The sequence below is a fragment of the Vibrio sp. 947 genome (assembly GCF_033339115.1).
GTDB lineage: Bacteria > Pseudomonadota > Gammaproteobacteria > Enterobacterales > Vibrionaceae > Vibrio > Vibrio alginolyticus.
The window spans coordinates 1-13,261 of sequence record NZ_JAWOTX010000011.1; the positions used below are offsets into that span (position 1 = coordinate 1).

A 13,261-nucleotide genomic window follows, 5' to 3' on the forward strand; every position below is an offset into this window, starting at 1 on the left:
CCAGATGATGACCGTCCAAGCGTGACTATTTCAGATGCTGGCACCATTAATGAGGGTGACACAGCGAACTTCAAAGTAACGTTGTCGAACGCCGCCGAGTCTACAGTTCAAGTCGAACTAGGCCTGAACTTGGGTGACACCGAAGCCGGTGACTTAGGTACCTTGGAATACAACACCGGAAGTGGTTGGGTGACAGTGCCAAACGATGGTGTGGTGACCGTGCCAGCAGGGCAAACTGAGTTTGATGTGCGTATCGCTTCCATTGATGACGCTGTTTATGAAGGCCCTGAAGATTTCAGCGTGACAGTAACCGGCATTGGTGCAGTGCAAGGCAGCGATACCGGTACGGCAACGATTATTGATAATGATGCTCCTCCTTCTATTTCAAATGTTGTGAATGCAGTTGTTTCGGAAGAAGGTTTAGCTAATGGTATCCCTGATAATACAGGATCACCTTCAGACACTACTAACTCCGCAAGTTTCTCAGGAACATTCACAGTTGCCGATCCAGACACGGCGAATGTTTCAGTGGTATTGGCAGGTCCTAACAACCTAACATCAGGAGGGGAGCCTATATCGTGGACGTGGGACAACAGTACTCAAACGCTGACTGCGAAAACTGCTCACCTGAGCGTTGTTGCTACTGTTGTGCTGAGCGAGCCTTCAGCTTCAGGTCAAGGCTCTTGGGACTATACTATTACTCTGTTTGAGCCACTTGATCATCCTGTTAATGATGTGGAAGACATCATCAACTTTGATTTACAGATTTCTGTAAGTGATGGACAAACAACAACATCTCAAAGCTTAAATGTGGCCGTTGAAGATGATTGCCCATACGTGCCTGTTGTTGTTCAACCCGTCGATGTGTCGCTTACTGGTGCACCTAACGTTCTGACAGGGCGCATAGATTTTGCAGGAAGTGAGGCAGATGCAACCAGTCGAACATTTGGGGACGTTGTTGTGACTGCAAACGGTTTTGTGTCTGACGAATCTGTGATGCTGGGAACAGCTGAAATCAATCAATCATCAGAAGGGATTGGCGTTAAAAGTTCTGGTAACAACGGCTTCCAATTAGAAAACGAAGTCGATTATCGATTCGCGGGTAATGAGGGTGTATCAGAGCAGTTAATCATAGACTTAGGCAATAAAGTTGCTTACGGAGCAGAAATAGAATTTGAGAAAATGTTTGGTGGTGAACTTGAGAAAGGAATCGCATCTTTTTATAGAGATGGTGTATTAATTGCTCAGCAATCGTTCAGCTCTGACGCAAGCAGTGGTGATTACGCGGCAAATTTCAATGTTCAACAGGGAGGCTTTGATAAAATCATCCTCGAGGCGACCAGTAATGGCAATGGCCCGGATACTGAAGACAACAGTGACTTTACCGTTAAATCAATAACCTTTACAGGTGCGTACTCTGGCGTGCCAATTGCTAGTGCGGATGGGAACCTCGGTGCTGTATATGGAGCTGATGGCCCTGGTTCTATAGTCTTAAATGGAGGTGAGGCTGGTTTAGAGACTCTAGATGGTAAAGACGTGTTGATATACGTCGATCCACAAAACTCTAATAGACTGATTGCAGAGGCTGATGGAGAGCTTGCATTCGAAGTTCAACTTACACCTAGCACTGGAAAATGGGAGTTCTTCCAATACTTGCCTTTGACCTCACCTTATGGCGATGGGGATATCGATTTTAACTACACTATTACTGATAATGATGGCGACAGTAAAACGGGGTACTTTTCTGTCAACCCTTACGCCCCACCAATCGTAGAAGGTGTAACACTAAACGTTTCTGAGGAAGGCTTAAGCAACGCCATTGCTGATGACTCTGCTCTAAACGGCTTTGATGACACAACTGACTCGAGTTCTGATGTAGAACAATTGACGCTGGGTCAAACCGTTGATTCTGTTACGCTCAGTGAACCATCTACAGCTCTTACTAGTAACGGGATCTCTGTAACGTGGACGTTATCAAATAACGACCAAATGCTTATCGGTTCAGCGAACGGTGAAGAGGTTATCAAAATATCAGTCAATGATACTGGAGTGGTATCTACGGAGCTTCTTGGTCCGATTGATCACTCCAACCCATCTGGAGAAGACACCTTAAATATTGAGGTGCCTGTGCTTGTCTCGAATGCTCGTGGCCTTACTAACTCCACAACGGTCAACGTTATTGTGGAAGATGACTCACCAGATTCTGCATCTATTATTCACGATGTAGTTGCAGAAACTAAAGAAAGTGCCAACGTTCAGCTCATAATGGATGTCTCGGGTTCTATGCGAACGGATAATCGCTTGCAGATAATGAAAGATTCGGCAACTCAGTTATTGAATCAATATGAGTCTATCGGTCAAACGCGAGTTCAAATTATTACTTATAGCAGTACAGCATCCACTTACGCTATAGGTGCTGCGACGTGGCTGACGGTCGAGGAGGCCAAAGCGTATATTGAGACGCTAACTGCGGGTGGCGCGACTAACTATAACAACGCGCTAAATGAAGCAAAACAGTCATGGGATGATGTAGGTAAGTTAACCAGTGCGTCGAATGTTAGTTACTTCTTGTCAGATGGTCAGCCAAACCCTGCGTCATCATTTATAAACGACGCTCGCGAGCAGAGTTGGATTGATCACCTAACCGATCCTGATAATCAGATAACAGCCCTAGCGTATGGTATGGGCGTTAATCTTATGCCGGAGCAATTAGATCGCGTAGCATATGATGGCTTTTTGAATCAAGACCTTGATGGTGTTGTGGTTCCTGACGTAACTCAATTACCTCCGGTTATGTTGCAGTCAGTGATTCAACCTGTTGGGGGGAACTTGATGTATACCACTTCTCCAGATACAGGTATTGGTGCAGATGGTGGTTATATTAGCGAAATAGAACATGACGGTGTCACTTATTCGTTTGATGGTACAGACCTAATAGTAACTGACAATAACGATGGTATTTCGCATGCATTTGACGACACAACGATGCAGCTTACTATCTATATCGACAGCAAACATACTCTGGAAATCGACCTAAACGATGGTGCGTATGCATTTTATGGTGCAGTGGGTGATACAGTTGAAACGTTAGACTTCGATTATGTATTGACGGATAACGATGGCGATCAAAGTGAGAATACCCTGCAATTCGTTATTGATGAAAACGGAGGAGTAAATGCTTCAAGTAATGGCTCTGCAAATATTATTGAAGCTGAAGTAGACGTAAGTCATGACATCTTGATCGGTAATGATAACGAGGCAGATGTCTTTAAATGGGTCAACGACTCCTTGGATACAGGAACAGATCTAATTAGAGGTTTTGAGAGAGATTTGGACACCTTAGATCTGAGTGAAGTCGTTGAAGATGCAGGGCACAATACGATAGAAGAACTTCTTAATAGTATTGACTTGAACATTGATGGCGATGACTTATCTCTAGAAATAACCCATAACGATGGAAACTCAATTCAAACTATCGTAATAGAAAACGGGGCGACAGAGTTTAGTGATTTAATCGTGGGAAATGCGGACTTTGAGAGAGATGTGTTATCCGCACTAACTAAGGTTAACTTAGAGCCATAATGAAAAGGGCCAGTAGGCCCTTTTCTTCTGCTTTGTCTTACTTATTCGTAGCCTAAAGCACTTTACATGCAAAACCTTTTAAGTAGAAGCCTTCTGGATATGCTGTATCGGTTGGGTGGTCAGCGGCTTGCTCAAAACGCTCCACAAACTTTACTTGGCGGTTAGCGTCTACGGCTGCATCAGCGATGATTTTCTGGAACAGAACTTGATCCATCAAGCCAGAGCACGAGTAGGTCAGTAGAGTGCCGCCCGGTTTTAGAATTTGCATTGCTAGCATGTTGATGTCTTTGTAACCACGACATGCACCGTTTAGTTGTGCTTTGCTCTCTGCGAACTTCGGTGGGTCCATAATAACCACATCGAACTGAGTTCCTTGATCACGATACTCACGAAGCAGCTTAAACACGTCTGCATTTAGGAACACGGCACGCTTCTTCGAAATATCAAAATCGTTTAGCTCTGCGTTGAATTTTGCGGTATCTAAAGCAGGTTGCGACACGTCAGCGTTAATCACACGCTTTGCATCACCTTTTAGAGCGTAAAGTCCGAAGCCACCTGTGTAAGAGAAGCAGTTAAGAACTTCTTTGCCTTTCATATATTTCATCGCTTGCTGGCGACTATCACGTTGATCTAGGTAGAAACCTGTTTTGTGTCCGCCAACGATATCTACACTAATCTTTACGCCATTTTCTTCGATGACGACCGATTTAGGTGGCTCTTCGCCATGCAAAACGCCCGTGCTCTCTTTTAAACCTTCTTTTTTACGAACGGCCACGTCAGAGCGCTCGTACACATTACAATCAGGGAAGCACTCAACCAGAGCGTCAACAATAGCCTGCTTATTGTGTTCTGCGCCAGCACTGAGAAGTTGGCACACAAAGAAATTTTGGTAACGGTCGATCGTAACGCCAGGTAAGCCGTCAGACTCTGCTGCGATAAGGCGATAACCCGTAAGGCCATCACGTTTGATAATGTCTTCACGAAGAAGTTGTGCGTCTTTAAGTCGTTTAACGAAAAACGCGGTGTCGATTTCTTCTTTATCAAAACTCCAAATACGAGCACGAATTTGTGAAGCTGGCGAATATGCCGCCTTAGCTAGCCATTTACCGTCGTGAGTGAATACATCAACCGTTTCGCCAAGAGCAGGTTCGCCCTCAACTTTGTTGATGCCTCGAGAGAAGATCCAAGGGTGCTTGCGCTTGACCGATTTCTCACGACCTTTAACCAAATAGATAGCAGCTGTCATTTCATTAGCTCTTGTTGAATTTTGAAAGGGGCGTATTGTCCGGGATGTAAATGGTAAAAGCAATATCCCTCGGCAATCCAGTACATTGTAGTGACTTTTAAATACAAAAAAGGTCACTAAAGTGACCCTTTTATTGAATTTGCTGTAATAGATTCCGTTGCTATGCTTTAAGTCCAGTAAGTAGTGCTTCCATTGTGTCGCTTTGCTTACGCAGTTGATCAACGTTTTGTGAAGTCGTGCTTATCATATTGCACACGTTATCTGCTTGAACTCGAATTTCTTCAACGCTTGAGGCGATATTGTCCGCGACTACACCTTGCTCTTCAGCTGCTGTTGCAATTTGAATGCTACTGTCGGAGATAGTTTGATTTTTATCTGCCAAAGAGCCGATTTCGTGATTCACTTCCGTCATGAGGTTTTGTCCCTCATTTGCGTTATTAACTGTCACTTCCATCAGCTTAGTAAGTGACTGACTGTTACGCTGTAACGATTCAATCATCGTTTGGATTTCCACTGTCGCTTGCTGAGTGCGTCCCGCAAGAGCGCGAACCTCATCCGCAACGACCGCAAATCCACGACCTTGTTCTCCAGCACGTGCAGCTTCAATAGCCGCGTTCAGAGCAAGTAGGTTGGTTTGCTCGGAGATCCCATTGATGGTTGTCACGACTTCATCAATTTGTGCTGCATTGGCATCTAACTCGGCAACGGCTTGAGACGCAGATTGAATCTCATTAGAAAGGTTCGAAATCGAGTGAAGCGTATTCTCAACTTTCACTTGTCCAGACTGAGCCACGTTTCGCGCATCATCGGTTTGCGTGCTTGAATCGTGAGCTAGTGTCGCGACTTCTCGAATCGTTGATGCCATCTGTTCAGTTGCACTCGCAAGAGAGTTGAGGTGTTCCTGCTGAGTCGCTGAAATATCTGAACTGTGATGAATCGATTGATTCAGGTCTGAGCTAATTTGTTGCATTAACGCCACAGACTCTTGAATCGACAGCACCATTTGTTGCTCTCGTTCTGCAACTTTGTCTATCGTAATAGCAATTTCACTAAACTCGTCGCGAACAGGGAAGAAGTTCATTCTCGCAGTTAAGTCGCCACCCGCAAGGGTGTTTAATGCTTTGTTCATCGTGAACATCGCGCCGCCAATAAACGTCATGATGTAGTAAACGCCAAGAGCGAGAATAAACAAGCTCACACAGATGATGCTCACTTGAGTCGTTGATAGGGCAGTCCATAAAGAAAGTTCATGGTTCGCAACCAAACTGTACGCACCATTTAAAACAGACACGGATTGCGAACCAGAGCCAATAGAAACGGTTTCTGAACCCGCTATGAGGCTTGCTACTTGAGATTGAGAAAGGTTGCCTGCCTCTATCAGACCTTTCATAAGCATGAGCTCTTCTTGGTACATACTTGAGATCAGTGTATTAGCCGCGCTATTAAGGACGAGAGTGAGAATGACTAAAGCAAGAAGAGGGAGAACGAAGAGCAAATAGAACTTTTCTTGAATCTTTAAGTGAATGAGATACTTATCAATCCAGCGGAATGGAATTTCTTTCATAATTATAATAACCGTGCAAAAACCCACTATCCTTAGTGGGGTGAATAGACGAAAAGAATATATCACTCAGTAAAAAGAAGCGGTACAAAGATGAACGTAAAGTGTGAGAGATTTATAGTAAAAGGTCATGTTCAAGGCGTGGGCTTTCGTTACCATACTTCCCATCAAGGATTGAAGCTAGGGTTAACAGGTTATGCGAAGAACCTAAACAATGGTGATGTTGAAGTGATGGCGTGTGGAACAGACGCGCAAATAGTTGCGTTTTCGGAATGGTTACAAGAAGGACCGCGAACGGCAACAGTAGAGCATGTGATGCAGGAGCCTGCGTCGTATAAGCCGTTACGCGGTTTTAAAATTTTATGAATCTACAAGCATTTAGCTGGCTTTGGTAGGCCGGCTAATTTGGTTGCTTGTTTGGCTGGCCCCTTTTTAAACAGCTTGAATAGATACTTACTGTTACCTTTTTCCGGGCCGTGCGCTTTTTCCATCGCTTTCACAAGCATACGCACTGCAGGGGAGGTATTAAACTCTTCATAAAAGTCTCGCACAAAATGCACAACTTCCAAATGAGCATCCGTAAGCTCGATGTCTTCTTCTTTTGCTAAAAGCTCAATCATACCTTCTTCCCATTGAGTATGATCCAATAAGTAGCCTTGAGCATCCGTTTCAATTTCTTTGCCGTTGTAAACGAACATAACGTTTTATCCGTTAAGTAAACATGGATGTTTATAGATTAGCGACAGCCGAGAATGTTCTCAACAAAAGAATCTCGAAGTAGTGCCGAGCGAAGCAAAAGCGTACAAAATGGTGAGTGTTTTTGACTGAGCTAGGCACTTTGATATAAATGCTCTTTTATTCAAATAAATAGGAAACTATTCAGTTTGTTAGAAATTTTACGGGGTGAGTACCAACGAAATTGCATGGATATCCAGGCTTATTCATTTTTGTTTTGGTTTTTTCTTGGCTACTTGTCTGATTATGGGATTTTATGGGTGAATGAATAGCTGACAACGTTGTGTTTGTTTTCATAGACCGATATTCTCATTGGATTAATGAAAGCCTGTATTCAGGTTAGAAACAACAATGATGACAAGGAGTTAGTCATGTCGAAACAACGTTACATTGAGATTAATGACAATGTAAAATCCACTTGGTCCATCGAGCGTATTTGGCAACTTGCAGAATCCTTACCTGTAGAAGAAATTTCGATTGATGATATCAAAGGCCCAAATGAAGTGACTTGGTTTAGTCATGAAGGGCCACAGCCAACCTGCCGTGAAATTGCAAAACATTGCCAACGAATCAACAATGCTGATTTGTCGTATCCGGTAATCTTAACCAGTGACTATCGTGTTTTTGACGGTATGCACCGAATCGCCAAGCAAATCATGTTAGGAGAGGAAACGATCAAAGTGAGACGCTTTAGAGAAAATCCAGAAGCTGACGAAGTTATCGAGTTGTCAGTAGAGCAGGCGTAATACACTGAATTGCACACAAAGAAAAAGCCCGAAGGAATTACCTTCGGGCTTTTTTATTCTACTTAACGAGAAACGATTAATCGTCGTTCATAATACCTAGAATGCTTAGTAGACTAGTGAACAAGTTAAGGATGTTTAGGTACATCGAAATTGTTGCACTGATGTAGTTTGTCTCTTCGCCACGAACGATACGACTTGTATCGAATAGGATGAAACCAGAGAACACGAGTGCAGAAACACTGCTGATTACTAGGTGAGCCATTGTTGAAGCAACGAAGATGTTAATCAGCGCTGCAACGATCACAATGATCAAACCCGCCATCAGGAAGTTGCGCATGAAAGAGAAATCTTTCTTGCTTGAAATGGTGTAAGCCGATAGGCCAAGGAACACCATACCAGTCAAACCTAGAGCTTGAGCAATGATAGTAGGACCGTTTGGAATTGATGCGTAGTAGTTAAGCATTGGACCTAAAGCACCACCCATTAGAGTCGTGAAAACGAATGTCCAAACGATACCAGATGATGAGTTGATTGCCTTTGGCATAACAAAGAACAAAATACCAATCGCTGCAAGCTGCATCACAATTGCCATGATTGGTGAAATTTGCATTGCCATAGTCGCGACTGCTGCGATAGCACTGGTCATCAGTGTCATCGACAGTAGGAAGTAAGTGTTTTTCAGTACTTTGTTAGTTTCTAGTGTATTAGGAACACTTGTTGAACGAGTAAACATTGGACTGTTCATAATTATCCTCAATAAGGGAGTTTACTATTGGTACATTTATGGGGCTGAAAGTTCAAAAAATCAAGCCCTTTTCATGCATATCCTAGATAAAATGATAATGGAAATAAGATGTTATGTATTTGGCAACTTGTAACACAATATTACTGCCTAGCATAGCTATGTTGATTCTCACACGGATTTTTGAATTTAGTAACAAAAAGCACTGGCTTCATAGAAACCAGTGCTTTTTTATGTCGATTCGGCTAAATCTTAGTGGTGTAAGATTTGCGCTAGGAAGTTTTGGGTCCTATCCGATTGAGGATTCTCAAAGAAGTCGACCGGGTTGTTTTCTTCGATGATCTCTCCTGCGTCCATGAATATCACGCGATCGGCAACCTCTTTAGCAAAGCCCATTTCATGTGTCACACATAGCATAGTCATGCCTTCCTCGGCGAGTTCGACCATTACATCCAGTACTTCGCGAACCATTTCCGGGTCGAGTGCAGATGTTGGCTCATCAAAAAGCATGACTTTAGGGTTCATACACAAAGAGCGAGCAATCGCCACACGTTGTTGCTGGCCACCAGACAGCTGACCGGGATACTTCTCCGCTTGGTCTGGAATTTTTACACGTTCCAGATATTTCATCGCAACTGCTTCTGCCTCATCTTTTGGCATCTTCTTCACCCAGATAGGCGCGAGCGTACAGTTTTCCAGTACGGTTAAATGAGGGAAGAGATTAAAGTGTTGAAAGCACATGCCCACTTCTCGGCGTACTGCTTCAATGTTCTTTAAGTCTTCAGTTAATTCCGTACCAGAGACGTAAATGCTGCCTGCTTGGTGTTCTTCAAGGCGGTTAATACAGCGAATCATCGTTGATTTTCCCGACCCAGATGGGCCACAGATAACGATTTTCTCGCCGCGCTTAACGTCGAGGTTAATATTTTTTAGTACGTGAAACTCACCATACCATTTATTCATGTCCTTCAATTGGATCATGTAATCTTGTTGTTGCGTCATAATACGTCCTTGATCTTGATGAGTTATCGTTTGTGACCGGTATGAAGTTTGTTTTCAAGCCATATCGAATAGCGTGACATGCCAAAACAAAATACCCAAAACACTAACGCGACAAATACATAACTTTCAGTAGCAAAACCTAACCATTCAGGGTCGGTATTTGCTGCTTGTCCTATACCGAGTACGTCAAACATGCCAATGATGAGTACTAAACTGGTGTCTTTAAACAAACCGATAAAGGTGTTCACGATAGAAGGAATAGTAATCTTTAGCGCCTGTGGCAAGATAATAAGCCCAGTCTTTTTCCAGTAACTTAACCCAAGCGCATCAGCGGCTTCATATTGACCTTTCGGAATGGCTTGTAGACCACCGCGTACCACTTCTGCCATGTAAGCGGAGGCAAACATAACCACACCGATAAGGGCGCGAATCAGTTTATCTGTCTCTGAACCTTCAGACATAAACAATGGAAGCATAACCGAAGCCATGAACAAAACCGTAATAAGCGGAACGCCACGCCAAACTTCAATGTAGACGGTACAAATGCTGCGAATGATCGGCATCTCTGAACGTCTACCAAGCGCAAGCACCACACCAATTGGCAGTGAAACTACGATACCAACTAACGCAATAATGAGCGTAACGAGTAATCCACCCCATTTGTGTGTATCGACCACTTCTAGTCCAAAGACACCCCCGTATAACAGCCCAGCGATGATGAATGGATAGATGTTTACGAAGAAAAGCCAAATCCACATCCGTTTCGGTGTCTTCTCATACGCGAGTAAAACGGTAAATATGGCTAATGTGATATAGAAAAGGCGAGGGCGCCATAGTTCGGACTCTGGATAAAAACCATACATGAACTGCTCCCAGCGCACGCTGATAAATACCCAGCAAGCACCATCTCGGCTACAGTCGTCACGCGTTGAGCCAATCCAGTCTGCGTTAATAAACGCCCAATCCACGATATACCATATTGCAGTTACGACAATATACGCAAGAATGACAGTAACAATGGAATTGATAGGGCCATTAAATAGATTTTTCCGCATCCAACCAACGAAGCCTACAGTATTGGCGGGTGGTGGGAGATCCGGTTGAAATTGATGAGTACTCATATTATCTCTCCACCAGCGCGACTTTACGGTTATACAAGTTCATTAATGCAGACGTAATCAGACTTAATGTCAAGTACACGCCCATCGTCATCGCAATGATCTCAATCGCTTGTCCCGTTTGGTTCAGGGTAGTACCAGCAAACACAGAGACAAGATCTGGGTAACCAATCGCCATCGCTAACGATGAGTTTTTGGTGAGGTTGAGATATTGACTGGTTAAAGGTGGAATAATAATTCGTAACGCTTGAGGAATGACAACAAGCTTTAAAGTTTTCGAGCGTGGTAAGCCTAGCGACATCGCTGCTTCGGTTTGACCATGGCTAACCGCATTAATACCAGAGCGCACAATCTCAGCAATGAAAGAAGCTGTATAAACACTCAATGCCAAAAGTAGCGCGGCCAATTCAGGAATAATGCTAATACCACCTCGGAAGTTAAACCCTTTTAGTTCAGGATAATTCAGTGAAATTGGCATACCAGCAAGGAAGTACACAACCAATGGAAGGCCAACAACTAAACCCAAAACTATTCTTCCCATTGGGGTTTGTTGCCCAGTGAGACGTTGCTTATTATTCGCCCATACATTAATTAATAAGCTTGCGATTACCCCGAAGATTAACGCGGCAATAACGTAGCTACTGCCAGGTTCCATAGTCGGTGCAGGGAAATATAAGCCACGAACGTTCAAGAAAATAGCTTCACCAAGACTTAAGCTTTGGCGTGGTGAGGGTAATGCTTGAAGAACAGCGAAATACCAGAAGAATATTTGCAGAAGAAGGGGGATATTTCGGAAAGTTTCGATATAAACTGCCGCTAAACGACTAACTAACCAGTTAGAAGAAAGGCGGGCAACCCCCATGGTAAAGCCAATCACAGTAGCCAGAATAATACCTAATACGGAGACTAACGCCGTATTAAGAAGGCCGATGATAAATGTTCTACCGTAAGAGTACGTTTCATCGTATTCAATTAATGTTAACCCAATACCAAATCCGGCTTCTTGATTCAGAAAACCGAAGCCCGTTGCAATACCACGAGCATCTAAGTTATTGAGAGCGTTGTTTACAATCGTGTAAAAGAAAAATACCAGTGCAGCAATGGCAATGATCTGGAAAATAGCAGAACGAAAGGCAGGATTATAAATCAGGCTCTTGCTTCCGCTTGGTTTGGACATCGTACTTGGCGATGCATCTTGTGTCGGTTTCATACAGCGATAACCTCAAACCTTAGTTATAGATATCGGCCTGTATAAAGAAGTTTCGTCCTTGCTGGCTAAAGAATAACGCTCCCATGTCTGGTGACTTACGAACCTTTAAAGCCGTTCCACCAAGCGAGCGCTTTTCGCCATCCAATGAGCGATCCTTACTCATACAGTGAGATATAATCAAGAAAAAGGGCGGCATGAACCGCCCTGATTAACTCTTTCTATCGGATTGGTGGCGCGTACATAAAGCCGCCTGCATTCCATAGCGCATTAACGCCACGAGAGATTTCTAACGGCGAACCAGTACCGACTGTACGTTCGAAGCTTTCACCATAGTTACCAACTTGTTTGATAACCTGGTAGCCCCAATCGTCGCGGATACCCAACCCTTTGCCTTTAGGGCCATCAACACCAAGGATACGCTTGATGTTTGGATCTGTTGACTTCAGCATTTCATCCGCATTCTTCGAACTAATACCGTATTCTTCAGCGTTAATCATCGCAGACAATGTCCACTTAGCGATGTTAAACCATTGATCATCGCCTTGACGAACGACTGGACCTAGTGGCTCTTTAGAGATGATTTCTGGAAGAACGGCCGCAGAGGACGGATCTTTCAAATTCAAACGTAGTGCATAAAGGCCAGATTGGTCAGTTGTTAATACGTCACAGCGTCCCGCATCAAAACCTTTCGAAGTTTGCGCCGCTGTGTCGAATACCACTGGTTTGTACGCCATGCCTTGGTTGCGGAAATAATCTGCAAGGTTTAGCTCGGTTGTTGTACCTGATTGAACACATACCGACGCACCATCAAGCTCTTTAGCACTTGATATACCAAGCTCCTTCTTCACCATAAAACCTTGACCGTCGTAGTAGTTCACACCTACGAAGTTTAGGCCCAGTGCAGTGTCGCGGTGGAGAGTCCAGGTCGTGTTACGGGAAAGCACATCAATCTCACCAGATTGAAGCGCAGTGAAACGTTCTTTTGCGGTTAGGGGTACATATTTAACTTTCGTTTTATCCCCAAGAACAGCTGCAGCCAGTGCTTGGCAATATTCTACGTCGATACCTTCCCATTCGCCTTTTGAGTTAGGGTTAGAGAAACCAGGTAGACCGGTACTTACGCCACAAGTAAGAAAGCCTTGTTTTGTGACTTTGTCCAGAGTAGTGTCTGCTGCTTGAGCTGATGTTGCCATCATCGCAGTAGAAGCCGCTACGACGGAAGCAAGAACTGTGAGTTTATTTGCCATTTGTATCCTTCCTGTATGATCCATGTTTAATCAGGAGTGACCTGAAATAACGTGTCCAATTCGTTAGAGTTA

Annotated in this window: 12 protein-coding genes; 3 read left to right on the forward strand and 9 right to left on the reverse strand. The window is 43.8% G+C overall.

All coding sequences use genetic code 11. The annotated features are described in order from the left end of the window. A partial coding sequence (locus tag R7Q39_RS15010; protein WP_206954803.1) for a VWA domain-containing protein occupies window positions 1–3,582 on the forward strand: 3,582 nt, incomplete at its 5' end. Window positions 3,583–3,634: 52 nt separating this feature from the next. On the opposite strand, the gene R7Q39_RS15015 is transcribed toward R7Q39_RS15010, so the two are convergent. After that, window positions 3,635–4,828 (reverse strand): class I SAM-dependent methyltransferase, encoded by a 1,194-nt coding sequence (locus R7Q39_RS15015; RefSeq protein ID WP_054579311.1) that lies wholly within the window; start codon window positions 4,826–4,828, stop codon window positions 3,635–3,637. Window positions 4,829–4,988: 160 nt separating this feature from the next. Next, window positions 4,989–6,392: a methyl-accepting chemotaxis protein gene (locus R7Q39_RS15020; RefSeq protein WP_017821867.1), complete on the reverse strand. Its 1,404-nt coding sequence runs from the start codon at window positions 6,390–6,392 to the stop codon at window positions 4,989–4,991. Window positions 6,393–6,482: 90 nt separating this feature from the next. Between R7Q39_RS15020 and yccX the strand changes: the two genes are divergently transcribed. Then, entirely contained in the window at window positions 6,483–6,755 is a 273-nt protein-coding gene (yccX, locus tag R7Q39_RS15025; protein WP_017634611.1) for an acylphosphatase, read from the forward strand. A gap of 2 nt (window positions 6,756–6,757) precedes the next feature. Here the strand turns inward: yccX and R7Q39_RS15030 are convergent, their stop codons facing one another. Further along, window positions 6,758–7,087 (reverse strand): TusE/DsrC/DsvC family sulfur relay protein, encoded by a 330-nt coding sequence (locus R7Q39_RS15030; protein WP_005377396.1) that lies wholly within the window; start codon window positions 7,085–7,087, stop codon window positions 6,758–6,760. A gap of 408 nt (window positions 7,088–7,495) precedes the next feature. On the opposite strand from R7Q39_RS15030, the gene R7Q39_RS15035 reads away from it, so the two are divergent. Continuing rightward, entirely contained in the window at window positions 7,496–7,870 is a 375-nt protein-coding gene (locus tag R7Q39_RS15035; RefSeq protein WP_005377398.1) for a chromosome partitioning protein ParB, read from the forward strand. Between the two features lie 76 nt (window positions 7,871–7,946). Here the strand turns inward: R7Q39_RS15035 and R7Q39_RS15040 are convergent, their stop codons facing one another. The 6 genes from R7Q39_RS15040 to R7Q39_RS15065 all read right to left on the reverse strand — a co-directional run bounded on the left by R7Q39_RS15040 (window position 7,947) and on the right by R7Q39_RS15065 (window position 13,189). Beyond that, a complete protein-coding gene (locus R7Q39_RS15040; protein WP_186585018.1) occupies window positions 7,947–8,615 on the reverse strand; it encodes a Bax inhibitor-1/YccA family protein in 669 nt (222 codons plus the stop codon). Between the two features lie 249 nt (window positions 8,616–8,864). Continuing rightward, complete coding sequence (locus R7Q39_RS15045) at window positions 8,865–9,614, reverse strand: amino acid ABC transporter ATP-binding protein (protein ID WP_005377400.1); 750 nt, start codon at window positions 9,612–9,614, stop codon at window positions 8,865–8,867. Window positions 9,615–9,637: 23 nt separating this feature from the next. Continuing rightward, the gene (locus R7Q39_RS15050; protein ID WP_005389988.1) at window positions 9,638–10,735 is read right to left on the reverse strand and encodes an amino acid ABC transporter permease; all 1,098 of its coding nucleotides are present in this window, start codon (window positions 10,733–10,735) and stop codon (window positions 9,638–9,640) included. Between the two features lies 1 nt (window position 10,736). Next, window positions 10,737–11,942 carry an amino acid ABC transporter permease gene (locus tag R7Q39_RS15055; protein WP_005377402.1) on the reverse strand — a complete coding sequence of 402 codons (1,206 nt, stop codon included), beginning with the start codon at window positions 11,940–11,942 and terminating at the stop codon, window positions 10,737–10,739. Between the two features lie 19 nt (window positions 11,943–11,961). Continuing rightward, window positions 11,962–12,105, reverse strand: coding sequence for a hypothetical protein (locus R7Q39_RS15060; protein WP_186584238.1), 144 nt, complete (start codon window positions 12,103–12,105; stop codon window positions 11,962–11,964). 55 nt (window positions 12,106–12,160) lie between these two features. After that, on the reverse strand, window positions 12,161–13,189 hold the full coding sequence (locus tag R7Q39_RS15065) for an amino acid ABC transporter substrate-binding protein (RefSeq protein ID WP_005377403.1): 1,029 nt from the start codon (window positions 13,187–13,189) through the stop codon (window positions 12,161–12,163). Window positions 13,190–13,261: the final 72 nt, after the last annotated feature.